21 protein-coding genes and 3 pseudogenes are annotated in these 20,273 nt (G+C 67.6%); 19 read left to right on the top strand and 5 right to left on the bottom strand.

The genetic code is table 11. The features are described from left to right. Positions 1-328: 328 nt before the first annotated feature. Positions 329-979 carry a hypothetical protein gene (locus ACFIF2_RS34750; protein ID WP_395577281.1) on the bottom strand — a complete coding sequence of 217 codons (651 nt, stop codon included), beginning with the start codon at positions 977-979 and terminating at the stop codon, positions 329-331. 411 nt (positions 980-1,390) lie between these two features. Here ACFIF2_RS34750 and ACFIF2_RS34755 point away from each other — a divergent pair, with 411 nt between their 5' ends. After that, positions 1,391-1,936, top strand: a complete 546-nt coding sequence (locus ACFIF2_RS34755) for a GNAT family N-acetyltransferase (protein WP_395577282.1) — start codon at positions 1,391-1,393, stop codon at positions 1,934-1,936. Positions 1,937-2,008: 72 nt separating this feature from the next. Here the strand turns inward: ACFIF2_RS34755 and ACFIF2_RS34760 are convergent. After that, positions 2,009-2,169: pseudogene (locus ACFIF2_RS34760) on the bottom strand (ATP-binding protein); the annotation flags it as partial. Positions 2,170-2,529: 360 nt separating this feature from the next. Here ACFIF2_RS34760 and ACFIF2_RS34765 point away from each other — a divergent pair. The 4 genes from ACFIF2_RS34765 (at position 2,530) to ACFIF2_RS34780 (ending at position 5,877) form a co-directional block, all read left to right on the top strand. Continuing rightward, positions 2,530-3,099: a dienelactone hydrolase family protein gene (locus ACFIF2_RS34765; protein ID WP_395577283.1), complete on the top strand. Its 570-nt coding sequence runs from the start codon at positions 2,530-2,532 to the stop codon at positions 3,097-3,099. A 349-nt stretch (positions 3,100-3,448) separates the two neighbouring features. Then, positions 3,449-4,213: an alpha/beta fold hydrolase gene (locus ACFIF2_RS34770; protein ID WP_395577284.1), complete on the top strand. Its 765-nt coding sequence runs from the start codon at positions 3,449-3,451 to the stop codon at positions 4,211-4,213. A gap of 506 nt (positions 4,214-4,719) precedes the next feature. Continuing rightward, entirely contained in the window at positions 4,720-5,004 is a 285-nt protein-coding gene (locus ACFIF2_RS34775) for a GAF domain-containing protein (protein ID WP_395577285.1), read from the top strand. A 16-nt stretch (positions 5,005-5,020) separates the two neighbouring features. Further along, a protein-coding gene (locus ACFIF2_RS34780; RefSeq protein WP_395577286.1) for an IS5 family transposase occupies positions 5,021-5,877 on the top strand; the annotation gives its coding sequence in 2 pieces (ribosomal slippage) (positions 5,021-5,383 and positions 5,386-5,877; 855 coding nt in all). A 25-nt stretch (positions 5,878-5,902) separates the two neighbouring features. Here the strand turns inward: ACFIF2_RS34780 and ACFIF2_RS34785 are convergent. Beyond that, a complete protein-coding gene (locus ACFIF2_RS34785; protein ID WP_395577287.1) occupies positions 5,903-6,352 on the bottom strand; it encodes a DUF6228 family protein in 450 nt (149 codons plus the stop codon). Between the two features lie 372 nt (positions 6,353-6,724). Here ACFIF2_RS34785 and ACFIF2_RS34790 point away from each other — a divergent pair, with 372 nt between their 5' ends. From ACFIF2_RS34790 to ACFIF2_RS34815, 6 genes are all read left to right on the top strand, one after another. Further along, positions 6,725-6,901 carry a hypothetical protein gene (locus ACFIF2_RS34790; protein ID WP_395577299.1) on the top strand — a complete coding sequence of 59 codons (177 nt, stop codon included), beginning with the start codon at positions 6,725-6,727 and terminating at the stop codon, positions 6,899-6,901. Continuing rightward, complete coding sequence (locus ACFIF2_RS34795) at positions 6,861-7,373, top strand: PP2C family protein-serine/threonine phosphatase (RefSeq protein WP_395577300.1); 513 nt, start codon at positions 6,861-6,863, stop codon at positions 7,371-7,373. Before ACFIF2_RS34790 ends, ACFIF2_RS34795 begins: the two co-directional genes overlap by 41 nt. Next, on the top strand, positions 7,370-7,738 hold the full coding sequence (locus tag ACFIF2_RS34800) for an STAS domain-containing protein (protein ID WP_395577288.1): 369 nt from the start codon (positions 7,370-7,372) through the stop codon (positions 7,736-7,738). The genes ACFIF2_RS34795 and ACFIF2_RS34800 overlap by 4 nt, the downstream gene beginning before the upstream one ends. A gap of 212 nt (positions 7,739-7,950) precedes the next feature. Further along, positions 7,951-8,073, top strand: a complete 123-nt coding sequence (locus ACFIF2_RS34805; protein WP_395577289.1) for a hypothetical protein — start codon at positions 7,951-7,953, stop codon at positions 8,071-8,073. A 777-nt stretch (positions 8,074-8,850) separates the two neighbouring features. Further along, complete coding sequence (locus ACFIF2_RS34810) at positions 8,851-9,471, top strand: transposase (RefSeq protein WP_395577301.1); 621 nt, start codon at positions 8,851-8,853, stop codon at positions 9,469-9,471. Positions 9,472-9,476: 5 nt separating this feature from the next. Further along, positions 9,477-10,274, top strand: coding sequence for a transposase (locus ACFIF2_RS34815; RefSeq protein WP_395577290.1), 798 nt, complete (start codon positions 9,477-9,479; stop codon positions 10,272-10,274). 8 nt (positions 10,275-10,282) lie between these two features. On the opposite strand, the gene ACFIF2_RS34820 is transcribed toward ACFIF2_RS34815, so the two are convergent. Further along, positions 10,283-10,780: a hypothetical protein gene (locus ACFIF2_RS34820; protein WP_395577291.1), complete on the bottom strand. Its 498-nt coding sequence runs from the start codon at positions 10,778-10,780 to the stop codon at positions 10,283-10,285. A gap of 144 nt (positions 10,781-10,924) precedes the next feature. After that, positions 10,925-11,023 (bottom strand): annotated as a pseudogene (locus ACFIF2_RS34825) (IS5/IS1182 family transposase); the annotation flags it as partial. Between ACFIF2_RS34825 and ACFIF2_RS34830 the strand changes: the two are divergent. From ACFIF2_RS34830 to ACFIF2_RS34865, 8 genes and pseudogenes are all read left to right on the top strand, one after another. Further along, positions 10,988-11,116 (top strand): hypothetical protein, encoded by a 129-nt coding sequence (locus tag ACFIF2_RS34830; protein WP_395577302.1) that lies wholly within the window; start codon positions 10,988-10,990, stop codon positions 11,114-11,116. The pseudogene ACFIF2_RS34825 and the gene ACFIF2_RS34830 overlap by 36 nt on opposite strands. A gap of 112 nt (positions 11,117-11,228) precedes the next feature. Further along, on the top strand, positions 11,229-11,456 hold the full coding sequence (locus ACFIF2_RS34835) for a hypothetical protein (protein WP_395577292.1): 228 nt from the start codon (positions 11,229-11,231) through the stop codon (positions 11,454-11,456). A gap of 68 nt (positions 11,457-11,524) precedes the next feature. Beyond that, positions 11,525-13,372 carry a hypothetical protein gene (locus tag ACFIF2_RS34840; protein WP_395577293.1) on the top strand — a complete coding sequence of 616 codons (1,848 nt, stop codon included), beginning with the start codon at positions 11,525-11,527 and terminating at the stop codon, positions 13,370-13,372. Positions 13,373-13,696: 324 nt separating this feature from the next. Then, positions 13,697-14,980 (top strand): hypothetical protein, encoded by a 1,284-nt coding sequence (locus ACFIF2_RS34845; protein WP_395577294.1) that lies wholly within the window; start codon positions 13,697-13,699, stop codon positions 14,978-14,980. Positions 14,981-15,375: 395 nt separating this feature from the next. Then, positions 15,376-16,629, top strand: a pseudogene (locus ACFIF2_RS34850) (IS256 family transposase). Between the two features lie 233 nt (positions 16,630-16,862). Continuing rightward, positions 16,863-17,807: a C45 family autoproteolytic acyltransferase/hydolase gene (locus ACFIF2_RS34855; protein WP_395577295.1), complete on the top strand. Its 945-nt coding sequence runs from the start codon at positions 16,863-16,865 to the stop codon at positions 17,805-17,807. 507 nt (positions 17,808-18,314) lie between these two features. Then, entirely contained in the window at positions 18,315-19,064 is a 750-nt protein-coding gene (locus ACFIF2_RS34860) for a hypothetical protein (RefSeq protein WP_395577296.1), read from the top strand. Between the two features lie 339 nt (positions 19,065-19,403). Next, on the top strand, positions 19,404-20,255 hold the full coding sequence (locus tag ACFIF2_RS34865) for an IS5 family transposase (protein ID WP_395577297.1): 852 nt from the start codon (positions 19,404-19,406) through the stop codon (positions 20,253-20,255). The last annotated feature ends 18 nt before the right edge of the window (positions 20,256-20,273 follow it).

The following is a 20,273-nucleotide window of genomic DNA, read 5'->3' on the forward strand; positions in this document are numbered from 1 at the left end:
CTAACCACCCCGCGGCCCATCGTCCGCACCACCCTGTGCAACGGCCTCAAGGCGGCTGGCGGTCAGCAGGCCGGCCGACCGCTACGCGGCCGACTCGTACGTCTCTACCTGCTCGCCATCTCGGCCTCGTCCACCGCCAGGCCCACCGCAGCCTCGGACGGGGCGTTCATCGTCCCCGCGACGCTGGCGGACGGCTTCGCTGGGGGGTGTTCAGGGCGCATGGGTACGGCGGCCGTGAACTGACTTTCGGCCGCCGCCCAGCCTTCGGCGTGGAGCGGCTCCAAGCAAAAGGCGGCCGAGTTGTCGAGCCACCGGCTGGCAGCACCGTTCACGCCTTCAGCTCCGGGCCGCCCCACGTGAGGGGTCCGACGAGCCAGTAGTCGATCGCCACATGGACGCCGAATGCCATGCCACCGTCCCAGGTGCCCTGGTGCAGCGGTCCGAGGCAGGCGAGGAGAGTGCGGACGCTGTGTCCGGCCATGTGCCGCAAGCGTCGTGGGCCATGAGCGCGTAGTGCCGCAGACACTCCTGGCCGGTATTTGACCGCCGCACCGCCCAGGGAAGGTATGGCCATGGGGTGGGTCAACAACAGGAGCACGTAGCGCGGCGTGCCGTGGTCTGTGCCGTCAGCGTGCACTAGTTTGGTCGCGTCAGCGGCCATTTTGTTGCGGTAGTCCATGGCGCGGGGGCGGTCCGGGTGGGCGAAATCGAAAGTGTAGGCCGCCTTCAGCTCGAGCAGGGCCAGCGGTCGGTTTCCAGCCGCATCGAGCACGGCCAGGTCGATCCAGCCGGTCGAGTTCCTCCACTCCCGCGCCACCACCGCGCCGGCCAGCCGTTTGTGCAGCGCCCAGGCAAGCCGGTCCCGAACCGTCAGCTCCGGCTTGCTCGTCAGCGCCAAGTAGGCGAGCTCGCCCGGCGCATAGGACAACACCACATCCTGCAAGGCTGTTTTGAGGACATCAGGGCTGATGTGGTTCATGGGGTACCGCTGTCCAGAAGAGCGTAGGAGGACACCAGCTTTCATCCGCGCTCCCCCAGGCGCCTTGGTGACCCCGGTCAGCCGAAGAGTGCAACAACTCCATTGACCCAGACCGCGAGGAACGCAAGGGCTCCCACCAGGTAGCCTCCTCCCGCCAGTACACCGCCGACCGACCACGGCTCGGAGGGCGCTTCCTCGTACTGGCTTCGTGCATCTCTAGGAACAGCAGATGCGGACAGGTTTGGGAGGCAGTTGGTGATCTTTCGTTGCCTGGATGTTGATGAGAAACGACGGCATGGACGGCGGTGGAAGCTGGTTCACGTCCCTGAGACGACCCGGTTCCCTGGCCGGGTTGTCGACTGTGGGGGAAGCCGACGTGACAGACGACGTCAGCTGCGGAAGACTCGCGGCGTGCGCGATCGTGTAGAAACCTCCTCTGGCCTGGTGCTGCGGAGGTGGAAGGCCGAGGACGCCCAGGCGGTGATGACCGCGTTCGCGGATCCGCTCATGCGTGGCCAGTCCATCGAGCCGGTTGATTCTCTCCAGGCCGCCGAGCGGTGGATGACGGCTCGCGCTGAGCACTGGGCCGCGGACTACGCCTATTCCTTCGCCGTCGTCGATGGCGGCGGCCTCGTTCTCGGCCAGGTGCGTCTTGGCCCAGTGGATCGGCGTCATACCACTGGATGGGTGTCCTATTGGACAACGGCAACGGCCCGGGGCCAAGGCATAGCTTCCCGTGCCTGCCATGCTGGGGCCCGCTGGGCTTTCGACGATACGGAACTCTTCCGGCTGGAGCTTGGGCACCGGGTGAACAATCGCGCCTCATGCGGAGTTGCTCGCACTGCTGGTTTCACGGTGGAAGGGAAGCAACGACAAAAACTCGAATACGACAGCGTCCGCGTCGACGTGGAACTCCATGCCCGCCTGGCAACGGATCCAGAGCCCGCTTCGTTGTGAGACAAGCTATCCCCTGTGGCACCTTGGTCCGCCGCCAGTAAGGGCCGACGGTCCGTCGGGTGAACACCTGTATCAGCTCACCTTGGCGGGTTCTTCGGCTCGAGCACGGGTGCTGGCGAGGCGGTAGGAGTCGTGCCGGTCTCGATGATCGTGCCGTTGAAGGTGAGGCGGTCGACGATGGCAGCGCAGAGCCGCGGGCCGGTGAAGGTCTTGGTCCAGCCGCCGAACGACTCTCAACTGGTCATAGGGGGTCACCGACGGCAGGGGCCTGGTGTCCGGCGGGAGGTGGGACAGCCTCCACTCGTGCGGCAGCACGGCTGTGGACCCGGGCCTGCCAGACGTCCCCGTCGTCGCACGTGGTTGGCGAGCCTCGGGTCGCGTTCGTCGGTCTTGCCGGTGCCTGCGGGCTCTGCTCCCTGCAGTGCACAACCCCGTCCGCGCGCATCCGTCACTCGCTTGCGGGGCATGGTGGACGGTGGCGAACTGCCTGCCGCACCCTCGTCGGCTGTGAGATGGTCGAGTGCAGAGTGAGGTACCAGCGTCCAGGTGCTTTGTCGGGACAGTCGATCAGCAGGCGAAGGACACCGCGAAATATGGCTGAGGTTGTGCTCTTCCACCACGTCCAGGGTTTGACCGACGGGATCCGGGCGTTCGCCTACGACCTGCAGCAGTCGGGCCACACCGTGCACACTCCTAATCTGTTTGAGGGCCGCACCTTCGACAGCCTCGAGCAAGGCATGGCGTTCGCGCGGGAGACCGGGTTCGACGTCCTCCGGGAACGTGGCATGGCAGCGGCCGGGGGCCTGCGCCCGGAATTGGTCTACGTCGGTCTCTCGTTCGGTGTCACGATCGCCCAGAAGCTCGCGCAGACACGGCCCGGCGCACGTGGAGCGCTGCTGTTGCACGCCTGCATCCCTCTCACCGAGTACGGGGAGTCCTGGCCCGAGAGTGTGCCGGTTCAGATCCACGGCAAGGAGGGCGACGAGTTCTTCGACGAAGACCTGCCCGCCGCGCGCGAGCTGGCCAAGTCCGCACGGTCCGCAGAGTTGTTCGTCTACCCCGGCGACCAGCACCTGTTCACCGACTCCTCTCTCGAGGCATTCGACGCCGAGGCGTCCGAGCTGCTGCTGGAACGCGTGCGGACGTTCCTCACCGCGGTCTGATCCCCGCCGCGTGGCAAGATCCACGGTGGACACAGATCGACGTACTGGCGTTCGTGATCTGGTGGCCGGTCTCGTGCTGGACTTCGCGCCTCACCGCGTCTCCTCAGCGCCATAGACGGAGGGTGCACGACAGCACTGTTCACCTTTCCCGCGTGTGCCCAGCCCGGGCCGGGCGGCGAGCCGGGCCAGAGGCTCGGCAGGGGAGAAGAAGTCGACTGCGGACGGTCATGCTGATGGCAGCCGCTCGCTGCCAGCCTCGGTTGAGCAGTGAACCGGAAGCGAGGCGTGCCCGCTGCCTTGGCTGCTGGTCAGCCGCGAAGTGTCGGTGCTGCCTCCTAACATCAGCACCATGCGTAGGTTTTTCATGGTGGGCGGGCGGAAGCTGTCGTATCTGGACTTCGGGGGTCCGGGAAGCCCGCTTGTGGCCCTGCACGGGCATTACAACGAAGCGTCGGCGTTCGCGCCGCTGGCCGCGGCGCTGACCCCGGGATGGAGAGTGATCGCGCTCGATCAGCGAGGGCATGGAGAATCCGACCGTGCCCGCAGTTACGAGCGGGACGAGTACGTGGCCGATGTGGCTGCCTTTCACTGGCGCCTGGGAGTCGGTGCCGTGGCGGTGCTGGGCCATTCGCTGGGCGGGGTGAACGCGTACCAGTTCGCGGCCCAGCACCCGGACAAAGTCAGTGCACTAGTGGTCGAGGATATCGGCGCGCTCGTGGACAGCGACTGGTCCTTCACCACACGCCTTCCTGGCGTCACACCGTCCCGGGAAGCGCTGGTCACGGCTTTGGGTGTGACCGCACCCTATCTGGAGTGTTCTTTCCGGCCGACAGCCCAGGGCTGGGGGTTTTCATTCGACATCGCTGACACCGTGGCGTCCCAGAAGGCTCTCAACGGTGACCACTGGAACGACTGGATATCGGTGTCCTGCCCCACGCTGCTGGTCCGTGGAACGCGCAGTGACGAACTGTCGGCCGATCACGCTAAAGAGATGGCTGCCCGTTGCGCCGGCAGAGTCCGCTTTGCCGAGTTGCCCGCCGGTCACGTCGTCCATCACGATGCTCCGGCCCAGTTCGCGGACACGGTCAGCGGATTTCTCTCTGCCTTCTCCTGAACGTCGGACACCGTGAAGTAAGGACGCCGGCAAGGGCGGGGCAGATCCGTTCCGGGGTGAGGGTGGGGGACCGCGTTTCGCGACGCGGCTCGTGACGAACGGGCCCTGGGCGGTGATCTGCTCTTGGCGGGGGTCGCGTTCGCTGCCGCCTGCCAGGGCGGCGGTGAGGGGGGTCGGATTATCCTGCCTGGCGGCGCTGGTCATCGGACCAGCGGGCGAGGAGAGGTAGACGATGCCGCAAGAGGGACGCGCGGCTGGTCCCGGTGACAGGCCGGGGCGATGGGCGCTCAGTCCGGGGGAAGAGGCGGCCCGGCTGGATGCGGTGCGCCGTTACGACATCCTCGATTGCCCGCCGGACGGTGCGTTCGACCGGGTGGCGGCGATGGCGACGAGGTTGTTCAAGGTGCGCCGGTGGCGAGCGTGACGATCGTGGATGAGGACCGGATCTGGTTCAAGGCCGCCCATGGTCTGGAGGGTGTGAGCGAGATCGGCCGGGAGCCGGGCCTGTGCGGCTCGGCGATCCTCTCCGACAAGGCCCTGGTGATCCCCGACACCCTCGCCGACCCGGTCGCCTGCTCCAACGGCCTGGTCACCGGCCCGATGGAGTTCGCTTCTACGCGGCCGCACCGATCGTCACGCATGACGGGCATCGGCTGGGCACCGTCAACATCCTCGACACCCGCCCGCGCCTGATCACCGAGGACGACACCGCCACCCTGGCGGACCTGGCGGCGATCGTGCTCGATGAGATGGAGATGCGGCTGGCCGCCTTACAGCGGCTAACACAATGAGGTGGATCGGTCCAGGATGCCGTGTCCGGCACGGGAGTTGAGCGTTCGGTTCGGTGTGGGGACGTCGCCGTGGATCGTGTCGGATGAACTGTGGGACCTTGTGGAGCCGCTGCTGCCGCAACGTGAGCGCAGGTTCCGGCATCCAGGTCGCAAGCCGTTGCCGGACCGGGACGTGCTGTGCGGGATCTTGTACGTGCTGCACACCGGGATCCAGTGGGAGTACCTGCCCAAGGGCCTCGGCTTCGGGTCGGGCATGACGTGCTGGCGCAGGCTGCGGGACTGGAACGAGGCCGGCGTCTGGCAACGGCTGCACGAGATCCTGCTGGCCGAACTGAACGCGGCCGCACGTCTGGACTGGTCCCGCTGCGTGGTCGACTCCTCCCACGTCAGGGCGCTAAAAGGGGGCAGCACACGGGCCCATCGCCGGTCGACCGGGGACGAGCCGGTTCCAAGCATCACTTGATCACCGACGGACACGGCACCCCGCTCGCGGTGCTGCTGACCGGCGGCAACCGCAATGACGTCACCCAGCTCCTGCCCCTGCTCGACGCAATCCCGCCGGTCCGCGGCCGGGTCGGCCACCCCCGCCGCAAGCCGGACTCCCTGTTCGCCGACCGGGGCTACGACCACGACATCTACCGAGGCCAGGTCCGCGCCCGCGGCATCGTGCCCGCGATCGCCCGCCGCGGCACCCTGCACGGCACCGGACTGGGCACCTACCGCTGGGTCGTGGAGAGGACATTTGCCTGGCTGCACGGCTTCCGACGTCTGCGGATCCGCTGGGAACGGCGAGCCGACATCCACGAAGCATTCCTCAAACTCGCCTGTTGCTTGATCACCTATCGACAACTTGGCGTGTTGTGCCGGCCGTAGACGACTGACGAGCTGCCCTCGCTTACTACAGCGGGTCCGACTCCAGGAAGGTACGCATCTCGATGGCAAGGCGGCGCATGTCTTCTCCAGGAGCATGGATGGTCGTCATTTCGAAACGCCACTCGTCGTCGGGGAGACGGTCGTGTAGCCCCCACGTCAACCGGACGTGCGACCCTGCGTGCTCGGCAGCCAGCGTCAAGTCCTCCTCAAGAGAGCGCCAGGTCCTGGTGCCGTTCCATCCTCGGAACGCCTCTGCCAGTTCGGCAAGGAAGACGTCGAGGCCGTCACCGTCCCAGGTCCTCACCATGACCTCGATCCGCACCGACTCACCGTGAGCTGTCACGAGGAAGTCGCGCATCAGGTCATCACGCTCTTCCGGGAAGGAACGTGTCAGCTGGTGGAAGCGCAGGCTGATCGTTCGATACCGGTCACCTCCGACGCGGACAACCGGGTTGGTCTCCTCTTCCTCGATCACGTGCGCAGCCTACGGGCGCGACACCCAGTGCGACCAGGAGTTTTGTCCCCTCCAACCTGACGCCGGTCTTCAGAGGAAGCCAAGCGCAGCCTTGCTCGGTCATTCCGTTAGGAGCTGTTAAACGCCCTGCGTGTCGAGCAGGAGCGGCGCCGGGAGCAGGAGAAGGCCCGCGAGCGCGCGGAGCGGGACAAGGCGTCGATCGCGGCGTTCGCCTCCACTCTCCAGCGCACGCTGCTGCCGCCGGCGCTGCCGGTGGTGCCAGGGCTGGAGCTGGCCTGCCACTACGCCACCGCCTCCCCGCAGGATGTGGGCGGCGACTTCTACGACGTCTTCCCCCTGGACGGGAAAAGGTGGGCGTTCTTCCTCGGGGACGTGTGCGGCAAGGGACCCGAAGCCGCGGCCGTCACCTCCCTGACCCGCTACACGCTGCGGGCCGCCGCCTTGAACGACCCGGATCCCCGACATAGTCCTCACCGCTCTGAACACGGCACTGCAGCTCGACCCGGCCATCGGCACCCGGTTCTGCACGGCCGTCTTCGGCATCCTTGAATCGCACGAGGAGGAAGGGTTCACCGTCACGGTGGCCACCGGCGGACACCCCCCGGCCTACCACCTGCGCGGGCAGGGAGTCGTGGAGGCGGTGCACCCCAAGGGCGGCATGCTCATCGGCGCCCTCGAACAGGCCCGGTTCGCCTCCCACACCTTCCACCTCGCCCCGGGCGAAGGACTGCTGCTGTACACCGACGGGCTGACCGAGGCCCGTACCGCCGACGGCGACATGATCGGCGAGAAGGGCGTGACCGGTTTCCTCGCCGCCCGCACCGCACCCGTCAGCGCAGCAGCAATCATCGAGGACACCGTCGCCCTCATCGACAACCTGCCCCACGGCGCCGGGGACGACGTCGCCCTGCTGGCCCTGTCCGTCGCCCACGCCGACACCGCGGCGACGGACGGCCTGACCGCCACCGCCACCGCCCACACCATCGCCCCCGCCGGCGAGACGCCGGAGAGCCGACCGTGACCGACTTCCACCTCACCCCACAGCACACCGACCACGACCTCGCCCTGGCCCACGTCACCGGCGACCTCGACATCGCCACCGCCCCCGACCTGCGCTCCCAGGCGCTCGCCTTGATCGAGCAAGGCCACCGCCACCTGATCCTGGGCCTGGCAGACGTCACCTTCTGCGACTCCTCCGGCTTCAACGCCCTGGTGGGCATCTTCCGCTGCGCCAAGGCCGCCGACGGCAGCCTGAGCCTGGCCACCGTCCCCGACCGGCTGGAGAGGCTGCTGAGCCTCACCGGCCTGAGCACGCTGCTGCCCGCCTACCCGACCGCCGCCGAGGCCCTGGCCGCGACCCGCAGCCCGGACACGGCCACCGCGTGATTCCGGAGGGTTCCTTCGCTGTCGACGTCGTGCAGGACGTAGTAGACGGGGGCCGGCGGAGGAGCCGGGGCGGATCTGCAGGATGTGGGCGCTGAGCTGCGGCGCCCGGTATCTGGCGGGGCCTGCTGAAGGGGCACACCGCCAGACACGAGCGAGTGCCCGCCCTCGGCTCCATATTCCCGCCGCTGTACGCCGCGCCATCCCCAGGTCTGATGGCAAAGGCTCACAACGTCCGTCGCGGCTACCCCGTCCGCGCGGTCGCACAGCTCCCGCATCTGCTCGCGCGGCTGCGGCCGGACCGGCGGCACCTGCGGGGCACGACGCTGCACCTGTGAGCGAGGCCGCTCGCGAGGCTGCGCCGGGCGCTGGGGAGCAGCTGGGCGGAGACGGGGAGCGGGCCGCTTCGGTGAAGCTGCACGGCGCAGCGGTCTCTCGGACGCCTGGGTGTGACGCTCGGGTGTCCGGTCGCTCTTGGGTGTGCGTTGGGGCCGGTCGGGCCCGATCCGGACAGGGGCGGAACGCCCCGAGGGCTGGACAATGGGCACAGCGGGTGTTGGTACGGCCGGACGGTCCAGGACCGCAGGGCTGCGCACGCCTTGCTGGCAGCGGTCGGCCGGTAGCGGATCGGGCGTCACCGTGACGCAGCCTGTGACGCTCAGCAGGACCAGAAGCAGGAGGGTGAGCGGGCGAGATGGCACCGGCACACTGTGCGCCACCACGGAGGTCGGCGGGCTGGTGCCACGCGGCCGGTCACCACAAGGAGGGACGCACCCTAACGACGCTGACGCGGCTCATCCCGTCATCCCGGCCCCTGGCTCTGTCCACGAGTTCGGGTTCTGGTCCAACTTCTGTGGTGTGCCTACTCCCTGTGACCGTTGATCTTGCTCGTAGATCTCGCGAGATCGTCTGGAACCTGCTGGTGCCGACGACGTCCGGGCTGATGGTTCTGGGCTGTGCGCGAGGTACTACTCCGGCTGGAAGAGCTGCTCTTCCTGGCGGACCCGGGAATCAGGGTGGAGTCAGTGCAGGACGATGGCGAGGTGATTCGGGTCGGTGTCAGATGCCGGACGGCTGGGGCTCGGTGCCCGGGTTGTGGGAGCTGGTCGGGGCGGGTGCACGGCTCCTACCTGCGGTTTCCAGCTGACCTCCCCGTGGCGGGACGGCGGGTGATGCTGCGGCTTCGTGTCCGGCGCTTCACGTGCGAGGACGTCTCCTGCGGGCGACGGACGTTCGTCGAGCAGGTCGCGGGCCTGACCCGGCGATACAGCCAGCGGACCGAACGCATGCGGTCAGTCCTGGCCGAGGTCGGCCTCGCATTAGCCGGCCGTGCCGGTGCCAGGCTGGCCGACGTCTTCGGGGCGAGGATCAGCCGGAATACGGTCCTGCGGCTGGTCGACGCCCTCCCGGAACCCCAGCCACAGGTCCCGCGGGTAGTCGGTGTCGACGAGTACGCGATGCGAAAGGGCCGTGTCTACGGGACTGTACTGGTCGACGTCGAGACTCGCAGGCCGATTGACCTGCTGCCGGACCGTGGGGCGGGCACTGTCGCGGCCTGGCTGGCCGAACGCCCGGGGATCGAGGTCGTCTGCCGTGACCGTGCTCCGTTCTTCGCCGAGGGGCCAGGATCGGGGCGCCCACTGCGGTCCAGGTCACCGACCGGTTCCACCTGTGGCGCAACCTCGGTGAAGCGGCCGAGCGGTGTGTCTCCCCGTGCCTACGTGCGACCTTCGTAGAGTCGGTGCCGGAGAAGGCACCGGCCCCGGCCGAGAGCGGGTCGCCGTGGCCGACCGGGCACCGTTTCGCCGATCGCACCCGGGCCAAGCACGCCACCGTCCACGCGCTGCTGACTGCCGGCCACAGCCGACGCTCGATCCAGCGCCAGCTCGGCATGACCTACCGAACCGTCCAACGGCTGGCCGACGCCGCCAGGCCGGAAGACCTGTTCCAGGGGCAGTGGCAGAACCGCCCGACCAAGCTCGACGACTTCAAGCCCTACCTGCACGAGCGATGGGCCGAAGGCTGCACGAACGCCTGGACCCTCTGGGAAGAGATCAAGGCTCACGGCTACACCGGCGGCTACGGAGCCGTCCGCGCCTACCTCCAGCCGTTCCGCACAGCCCCGACCGCACCAGCAGCCCGCCCGCCGTCCCCACGCACGGTCACCAGCTGGATCCTGACCCACCCCGATACCCTGCCGGAGAGCGAGCGCCTGAAGCTCAAAGCCGTCCTCGCCGGCTGCCCCGAACTGGATGCCCTCACCGGGCACGTCCGCGCGTTCGGGAAAATGCTCACCCAGCTCCAGGGCGACCAGCTCCCGCAATGGATCAAGGCGGTCCGCGCCGACGACCTGCCCAGCCTCCATACCTTCGTCAACGGCCTCGAACGCGATCTCGTAGCCGTCACCGCCGACCTCACACTGCCGTGGAGCTCCGGCGTCGTCGAAGGCCACGTCAACCGGATCAAAATGATCAAGCGTCAGATGTACGGCCGGGCTGGCTTCGGCCTCTTGCGGAAACGAGTCCTGCTGGCGTCATGACGGGCCAGTCACGAGTTCTGCTGGAGTCGCTCCGCAGCCTGAGCAGGGGTGTCGTAGTAGCCAGGCCGTGCCAGCAGGACCGAGCTGAAGTGGTAGCCCTGCTCTTCCTCGGGCTCATCGTCGGCCGCGAACGGACGCCAGAGGCTCAGCAGCAAGTCCGGGGCAATGAATGAAGCATCGTCGTCAGGATCTTCCTCAATCGAGGTGAACTGGCCCATGTGCTGGACAACCTCGCGGGCCGGAAGCGCGAACACGTCCACACCCTGAAACAACACTCGGTCCGTCTGGGACGACGGCCTTCCCAACTCGATGGCTTCAAGCATGTCTCGCATGCAGTGGATGCTGATCATCAGTCCGCTGGGACGGAAGACGTGCTGCCCCGGCCGATCAGACTCCGAGATCGCGGAGAGATCGCGGAGCCAGTCCAGCGCCGTGTTGGCCGCGTGCCGAGTCATACCGATCCGCAACGGGCCAACGCCGGTCGATGGGGCGAGGTCGAAGTCCATGTGGGCATGATCCCAAACAGGTCTGTCAACGAGTCACGAAGGGCCATCCAGTCCCGGCAGATTACAGAGCGTGAGAGCTCCACAGAAGTTGGACCAGAACCCGAGTTCGGGCAGCACTTCAACAGCGGACGCGAGTTAGAGGCGCTAACGAAGCCTCTGCACGTGCCGGTGGGTGATCAGACAGACGGCGAGTCCGAGGAATGCTTCGTGGATGTCGTCGCGTCTCTCCCAGCGGATGCGCACGATCGGACCCACATCTACACCATCGACCAGGCGCTGCTGGAGCCGCTCAAGGCACGGCGCGTCGCCTCCAGCCTGATGCCGCCGCTACGTTGAGCGCGCACCTACAAGCTGCGCCAACTGCGCAACGGCGTGCCGGCGCGTTCGCTGGCCGGTTGAGTGGATGCCGCGTAGGCCTGGGCCGGACCTGCCGCCGGCAGCGGAGCCCATGACCACTCAGGCGTTGCTGTGCCGGTGCCCCACCGCCGCGCAGAAGGTGGACCTCCTCCACGGCGTGCTCGTCTTCGTCGGCGACTTCGACGAGCGGGACTTGGCCACGGCCAGGCGTGCTTATCGAGGCAGTCGTGCGGTGCTCAATGCCGACGGCGGCCTGGAGATCCACCCAGCCGGGCCGGGCCAGCCTGTGTCGTTCGTGGGTGGTGCGGAACTCTGCTGAGCCCGTCACCCGTACGGCCGGTGGTCGTTTCCGGTGTAGATCAACACACCGGTTGCGAAGGAGACCCCGTGGGCCCGTCGTTTGTGATCGAGCGGCTTGAGTTCCAGCGCGGCGACGTCTGGTACGCCCGCCACTTCAAGGGCCTGGTGACCTTCCTCGTGGGCCACTCCAAGGCAGGGAAGTCCACCGCGCTCGAGGCGCTGCTCTACCCGTTGGGCCTGATGACGGCAACGATCATGCCGGAGGTCCGCAGCTGCGCGTACGTCCGGCTGGTCTTCCGCATCGCGGGCACCCGCTGGCAGGCCACCCGCAGTGGAACCAACCTGCGGGCCCGGGTGTCCTTGAAGAACCTCGACGAGAAACACGAGATCGAGCACCTGCTGCCGGTGACGAGCACGAGACCCGGTGAGACGACAGCGAGTGCCTTCGTTCAGGACCTGCTCGGCCTGCCCTCCGCGGTGCGTGGGGCAACCCGTGTCGGGCTGGACGATTTCTACGGCACCGTCATGGCGCTGCGGCAGAACACGATCGCCTCGCAATTCCTTGGCGGTGGGAAGGACGAGGCGCGGATCCTGGCCCTGGAAGTGCTCCTCGGGTTGTGGAACGAGGACTTGGCCGACCTGGAAAAGTACGCCTCCGAGGCAACGTCACGATTCCGGGCGGCCCGCGCCGCGCTGGCAGCGTTCAAGAAGCTGCGGGACAGTGGGGCGCTGGCTGACCCGGCCAGTGTCCGCGCCATGTACGAGCAGAAGCAGCGTGAACACCGTGCAGCAACGCAGCGGTGGCAGCAGGCCGACGCGGCATTGAAGACCGCGATCGGGGAAAGCGGGCGGCTCGTGGCCCTCCACAAGGCGGCCGAGCTTGAGCGCAGAAGGACCGCCAAGCAGGTCGTCGCCGCCCACGGTCGGCTGAACGGCGCCACCGCCGAACACGCGCGCGCCGAAGGCCAGCTCGCCGAACTGCTCAAGCCCCGGTCCCAGGACTGCACGTGCTGCGGACAGCCGCTCCCGGATCGGGAGCCGGGCCTGTGCCGGCAGTGCGGGCGGCCTCGCGAGGGCGCGGCAGACCAGTGTGAGCAGCAGATCGCCGCGGCCCGTGCGAAGGTGGAGCGGCTCCGGCTCAGGCTGCGTACCCTGGAGGAAGCCGCTCTCGCCGCCGCTGCAGAGGCAGCAAAGGCCGACACCGCGGCCGCGGAGGCTCTCGCCGCCCGCGACGCCTATGACGAAGGCCATCTCCAGCCCGCCCGCAAGGCAGCGCAGCAGGCCGAGAAGGAGGCCCACGGCCTGAGCCGCGACGTCGCCCAGCTCAAGGAACGCCTGGATTCAGCCGACTACATCAGCGCCCAGGAGAAGGCCATTCAGACGGCCAAGGAGCAGATGGAAGCGGCGCAGGCCGCCCGGGACGCCGCGGTCACCGCTCACGACGTGCGCCGCAAAGAAGTCACCGCGCGCTGGTCGGAGTTCTTCCTCGCCCGGCTGCAGCAGATCAACCCCGACGTCGAGACCGTCTTCATCGACCCCAACGACTTCACCACCCGCGTCAAGGAGCGGCACACCGCCGACAAGACCTTCGCCGAGAGCTCGGTCGCCGGCAGCCCGAAGGTGGCCACCAACGTCGCGCTGCTCCTGGCCCTGCGCGACCTCGGCCGCGTCGACCCTGCCGTCCGCGTGCCACCGCTGCTGATCATCGACTCTCCCCTGGCCGGCCTCGGAGCACAGGGACTGGACCACGCCACCGGACTGCGTCTGATCGAAACCTTGATCGACATCGCCGACGATGCCTCACCCGACGGCTACGCCTGCCAGGTCATCGCCGCCACCAACGACCCGCTCCCCCGCCCCTACCCGGGCGTACGGGAAATTCGCATTGACACCGACAACCGGTTCTTCGACCACGCACCACGCCTCACTGTGTGATGCCCGCCCTGCGAAGAACAGGAGGGTGGTGGGCGCTGCGACCGCTCGATCGCAGCGCTCACCGCCACCGCCTCCACAGCCTGATCCTGCACCGTTTATGGCCCGCCGTTCCCTGACGCAGGCCTGAACCGTTTGGTTGGTGTGGAGCAAAGAGACCTGTTGCATGAATTGTCCTGTTGCGTCGAGCGCCACAACGAGGCGTCCCGGGCAGCTCGCAGGCTGTGGGCCGAGGCCGAAGCCGCAGGGCGACGGATTGGGCACTTGGCCGGAGCACTACTGGCCAGCGGAACTCCTGCGGCTGAGATCGGGCGTCTGCTCGTTGCTGTGGACGACACGAGCGAAGTGGCCACGGGGCTGACAGCAAAGCCGGGCGGGGCAGAAGACCAGAAAGAGCAAGCCGTTCAGCCCTCACCCTGCACCCCGCCTCAGGCGGTTGGGCAGAGAACGTCCGACCGTGTGCCGCCGCAACCAGACTACGCAGGGCTGGCTGATGAAGAGCCGTGCGACCGGATTCGAGCACTGCAAATCGTGCGCAGTGTGCGATGGCCTTCCGGGATCACGGTGGAAACCCTCATGCGGACGCTGGCTGCCGAGGGCCGCACGATCACTGAGGAGCAGACGCAGGGCTGGTTCAAGGAGTGGTGCGCCGTCGGCGAGGTTGCGCTCATCGGCGCAAACCGGTATCTGCACGGCGCTCAAGCGGCACAGAGTCCCACCCTGGCTACGGGCGAGCATGCACCACTGCTGCTGCGCCGCGCCTATCAGCTCGTCTCCGGGACACCGCAGAAGGAAATGGCCACACGTGAGTTGGCTGCCGCTATGAAGGAAAACGTCAACATCATCGGCGGCGAGTTGTGCTCCATGCTGCGCGAGGTCGGCGTCATCCGGCCACGACGTGGCAAGGTCGCAGCCCGTTACGGCGGAACGACCGGGCCGCGTCTGCCAGGATTCACCGCCGAAACGCTCGGACAAGCCATTGCCGTCTACAACCAGCGGATGACGCCCCAGCAACCCTCATCGAAGGGCGGTTCCTCAGAACGCGGTCAGCAAATCGCACTCCCGGCCGACGCCAGCAGCAGCCCCTCCACAACGGCACGGGAGCGGGCGTTGGAGATCGTCGAGGAAGCCGGCGTCGACGGCATCGACCATGCTGCCTTGGTTCACCAGCTCGACCAGGAGGGCTATACGGTCGTCGGCACTCAGGTACGCACCTGGCTGACCCATTGGACAAAGGAACGCGTGCTGCGGCAAGTCGGCAATCGCTCCTACATGCGAGCCGGACGACCCGCTGTCTCCCAGTTGAGCGGTAACCCTGTTCCTGACCTTCTCCGACGCGCCTACGACATCGCCCGCGCTCATGATCAAGAGATGGTCTCCAGCCGAGTGCTGTTCACCACTCTGCAACAGCAGACGCCCATGTTCCGCGATGCCTCCGACATGGCCGGACAGCTCGTAAGGCTGCTGACTCGTGTGGGCGTCACACGACCCGACAAGGGCCTCATCTGCATCCAACCCAGCCAACCCAAGGTGCTCGGCTTCAAAGCAGCCACACTCCGTCAGGCCGTCATGGCGTACAACGCCCAGTCCATCGCCTCCGAGAACCAGTGAGACGGCCTGGGGGGGGGCATCCGGCCGGAGCGGGTGATCCGACACCTGTTCTCGCGTGGGACGGCTGATGCCTCACCAATGCACTGGCTGCTCGCGCATCACGCCGTGCGCTTCAGCTGCGAGATCCCTGGCAGCACTGGCCCCCGGCACCGTGTAGGGCTTCGGGGCCTTAAAGGTGAGGCACTCCACGCGTGACACACTGCGGGCCAGATCCTTGTTGCGTTCCGGCCAGTCTGGTTCGCGGTCCGGGGACACGAAATCTGAGGTCTCCAGGGAGCAATGCTCAAGATCTGTGGATCGGCCTCGGTTGGGACGTGAGAGGGCGTACCTTCCCGAGTGATCGATAGGTCACCGAGTAGACCGACGTTTGCACCGTCGGTTGGGAAGGTACGCCCATGCTCAGCGTAGTCAACGAGGACGGCACCACGGAGTCTGGTGCCCTGATTGACGAGATCGTCCGCGAGGGAGCCCGGCGGATGCTCGCTGCCGCGCTGGAGGCGGAAGTCGACCAGTACATAGCCGAGTTGGCGGCTGCGCGGGACGAGCGCGGGCACCGCCTGGTGGTACGCAACGGTCACTACTGGCCCCGCACTGTCGTCACCGCCGGCAGGGCCTGTGGAGGTCACCGCGCCCCGGGTGAACGATCGTCGCGTCGACGAGGCCACCGGCGAGCGCAAGTGGTTCTCCTCCAAGATCCTGGCCCCGTGGTGCCGCAAGTCGCCGAAGATCTCCGAGGTCCTGCCGCTGCTCTACCTGCATGGACTGTCCTCGGGGGACTTTGTGCCCGCGCTGGAGCAGTTCCTCGAGGGCACGGCTGGCCTGTCGCCCGCCACGGTGACCCGGCTGACCAGGCAGTGGACCGACGACCACGCCGCCTTCCAGGACCGGGACCTGTCGGATCGCGGCTTCGTCTACGTGTGGGCCGACGGTGTGCACCCCAAGGTGAGGCTCGGCCAGGCGCACTCGTGCATCCTGGTCCTGCTCGGCGTCCGGCTGGACGGCACCAAGGAGCTGATCGCCCTGGCCGAGGGGCTGCGGGAGTCCACCGAGTCGTGGGCCGACCTGCTGCGCGACTGCCGCCGGCGCGGCATGCGCGACCCGGAGCTGGTGATCGGCGACGGCGCGATGGACCTGTGGAAGGCTCTGGCCGAGGTGTTCCCGGCTGCCCGGCACCAGCGCTGCTGGCTCCACAAAGCGCGAAAGGTCACCAACGCATTTCCGAAGTCCGCGCAGCCGGGCGTGACCAAGGCGATGCAGGAGATCTACAACGCCGAGGACCGCCCCCACGCGGAGAAGGCGGTCGAGGCGTTCGCGAAGACTTACGGGCGAAGTGGCCCAAGGCCGTCGCGAAGATCATCGACGACCGGGACGAGCTGCTGGCGTTCTATGACTTCCCGGCCGAGCACTGGGTCCACCTGCGGACCACGAACCCCATCGAGTCCACGTTCTCCACGGTCAAGCTGCGGACCAAGGTCACCCGCGGGGTCGGCAGCCCGGCCGCGGCCCTCGCGATGGTGTTCAAGCTGGTCGAGTCTGCTCAGGAACGCTGACGCGCGATCACCGGCGCCTCCCTCGTCGCTCTGGTCCGCACCGGGGCCACGTTCGAGAACGGCATCCTGGTCGAGCGCGACGGGACCGTCGCAGCCTGAACACACGTCACCTGAACCACACTGATTGACAATTGCTCCGCCGCCCGCCTTTTTGATTCCCGGCTCCTCCAACGCGGGACACTGTCGCCTGCTTGGAATTGGCCACGCTCGCGTTCAGCGGGTTCATCAGATCCAGCGCCTGGCCGTCGCCGATGGTGACCGCCTGGTGATTCACCCCGCAATTAGCTAGGTTGCCCTCACCTCGTCCGATTCTCACAGGGGGAGTGGCAGCCGTGCGGCACCAGCGCAAGACCTTCCAGGCGATCGAGGTCGGTGACGGCGGCGACGGGCGGTGGGCCGCATACGCCCGGGCCCTGTGGCAGGAGATGGAGGGCCTGCTGACCGCGGAGGGCCGGACTGCGCAGGGCGCGGATCGTGTTCGGGCGCTGTTCCGTGCGCACATGCCGGAACTGGTCCCGGTGCTGGACCGCCTGGCCGGCCAACTCGACCGGCCCGAGGCGGAAGCCTTCCTCACCCACGCGGCACTGCGGCCGTTCTCCCAGTCCTGCACCCAGATCGGCCAGGACGGCACTCTGCTGCGCAACTATGACCTACGGCCCGATCAGTGCGAGGGGACCATCGTCTCCTCCTGCTTCCTGCGCCTCGTGATCGGGATGCAGGACATGCTGTGGGGCTTGCAGGACGGGATGAACGACGCCGGTCTCGCGGTCTCGCTCACCTGGGGCGGACGTTCCGTCTACGGACGTGGCTTCGCCATTCTCATCGTGGTGCGCTACCTGCTGGAGACGTGCGACACCGTCGATGAGGCGGTCAGCAGGCTGCAGTCCTTGCCGGTCGCCGTCCCCCAGAACCTCACCCTTGTCGATCGGGCGAAGGCGGTGACGGTGTTCGTGGGGCCGGATATGTCGCCGACGGTGGCGCCGGATGCCTGCGCCGCCAACCACCAGCACCTGCCGGTGACCGACGAGCAGGAGCGGGCCTTGCGGACACAGGAGCGGCTGCGCGCCATCCGCGCCGCGGGTGCGGACGTGGCGGCGATGCTGAAGCCGCCGCTGTACCAATCCGTCGACGAGCAGGGGTCGAGAACGCTCTACACAGCCCGCTACCGGCCCGTCGAGGGCCGTGTGACGTACTACTGGCCCGGCGAGTCCTGGCAGCAGTCCTTCAGCGACTTCACCCCCGGATCCCGCACCGTGCCCTTGGGCCTGGCCGGCTGAGAGGCTTTCCGGACCCCCGCTCACCCCTGCACGAAGATCTTGCAAGAACGTGATTCCACCCGCCGCCGACAGGCCCTCCCGCAGCCGGCCCCGCCACGGCCGCACGATGAACCGGCAGGGGCTCGGCACCGCTCCACCGATCGGACCAGCGCCCCGCCCGATACACCCCGACAAGGCGTCTCTCGCCACGTGGTCACCCATCCACAGGTCTTGACAATTGCTCGTCTCCAGGCTGGGTGTGATGTCTGAGCCATCTCGAACCCTGTCCTTTTGCCGGTGGGGCCGCTGTCGTTGGGGCTGCCGATGGCCTCGATTTCGTCAAGGACGCCTTCCAGGACGTCGCCGTCTGGCTGGGCCAGACCAGCCGTGTGCCTGACCTGCTGCATACCCGGCCGTGACCCGCGTCCAGGTCCGGCGCGCAAGCGGAGCCGGACGGGTGATGCGGTCGTGTCTGCGGCTGCGGAGTGCTCGTTGACCGGCGGGGGCCGACGAGCAAGGGAGACCGCGATGGGGCGGATCAAGAAGAAGCGCGCGGAGCGTGACGCGCGCCGCCAGCCTGGGTTGCCTGGGTCCCAGCCCCAGGCGGCGCCGCCGTTCCCGCAGGCAGAAGTCGAGCGGGTCATGCGGCTGTGGGACCAGGCGATCGACACCGGGCTGATGGCCAGCGGCACGGATGTGAAGTACCACTTCGCCCCGGACGGCAAGGTGCTCTCCGTCGCGGTCGGCAGGAGCGGACAGCTGCTGGCCAACGGCGAACGGCTCACGCCGTCCGTGGCCGAACAGCTGCGGGAGGACATGCCGCTGCTGGCGGGGATGGTCACCTTCTACGAGAACAACCAGCTCGCCGGCCGCGGCCTGGACGGTGCGCCCCAAGACGGCGTGATGCCCCTGCCGCCGCCCGCTGGCCCCGACCCGATGCCGGCGGTGGAGGAGGAAGCCTTGGCCGAGGCTCAGGCCGCCACCGCGGTGCTGGTACGCCAGGGCCAGGTCGCCGAACCGGTGGGCGCCATGGTGATCCCCGCCTCAAGGGGCGGCGTGGTGTTCGCCGTCGGAGGCCTCGACGGGGAGCTGTACGTCAACGGGCGCGCGCTCACCCGGCAATGGGCCGGCGCGCTGCGGTCCGAGGTGCCAGAACTCGCCTCGGACATCGACCGGCTCCAGGCGATGCGCGCGGAGTGGCTGGACGCGCCCCCGCAGGACCGGACACTGGCGTTGGCCGGTAGCTGCACCGACCCGAACTGTCACACCCCGCACTGAACGAACAACGCGCAGCCCGGGGGCGCAGATGTTGGCCGGGCAACGCATGCGCCGGACGTACACATTGCTGCAACCGTGCCACGAGAATGGGCACGGCACGTGGCCCGATCTCCGTCAGCCGTGCGACAGCCCTGTCCCGCAGGCTCGAACCACCCCAATCATCACCCGTGCGCCAGTGGGCGAGATCTTCGATCAACTCGTTCAGCTCAGACACGGGCCCCACCGTAGCGACAGGCACGGGGACCGGCCCCGCGATGGCCTAAGCGGGCATCTGATCTAGATAGTTGATGTTCTGGGCTGTTTGTGTGACCACTGGCGTTGACGGTCGTTGCACCGTGTGTGAATGATCGCCGTCCGTACCGCAGTGATGTGTCCGATGCCCGCTGGGCTCTGATCGAGCCGGTCTTCACGGCCTGGCGGGCGAGACGGACCGGGCCTGGTACGGCGGCCCGGGTGCACGATCTGCGGGAGATCGTCAACGCAATCCTCTACGTCAACCGCACCGGCATCCCGTGGGAGTACTTGCCCCATGACTTCCCGCCGTACAAGACCGTCTACGACTACTACGCGAAGTGGGAGGCCGACGGCACGACCCAGCAGGTCCACGACCTGTTACGCGACAAGACTCGCCAAGCCCACGGCCGCAGGGCCGAGCCGACCGCGGCCGTGATCGACGCCCAGAGCGTGAAGACCTCGGCAAACGTCGCCGAGACCAGCCAGGGCATCGACGCCGGCAAGAAGATCAAAGGACGCAAACGGCACCTGATCACGGACACGCTCGGTCTCGTGCTGGCCGTCCTCATCACTGCCGCGAACGTGCACGACACCACCGGCGGTAAGCTCCTGCTCGACGACGTGGCCGCGAACCACCCCAGTGTGTCCAAGGTCTGGGCCGACGGTGGATACCAGAACAGCATCTTCAATCACGGTGCCCTGCTCGGTATCGGCGTGGAGGTGGTGCAGCGGCCTCGAGCCAAGGGGTTCGAGCCGCTGCCGAAACGCTGGGTGATCGAGCGGACCTTCGGCTGGCTGATGCAACACCGGCGCCTGGTCCGGGACTACGAAGCCCTGCCCCAGAGATCCCGGGCAATGATCCACTGGGCGGTGGCTAACAAAATGGCCCGCGAACTGACGGGAGAATCCACTCCAACCTGGCGAATCGAAACGGACATGACCGCCATAACAGCCTGAACGGTGATCAGATGCTCT

This window comes from Streptomyces sp. BK79, assembly GCF_044142145.1.
Taxonomy (GTDB): Bacteria; Actinomycetota; Actinomycetes; order Streptomycetales; family Streptomycetaceae; genus Streptomyces.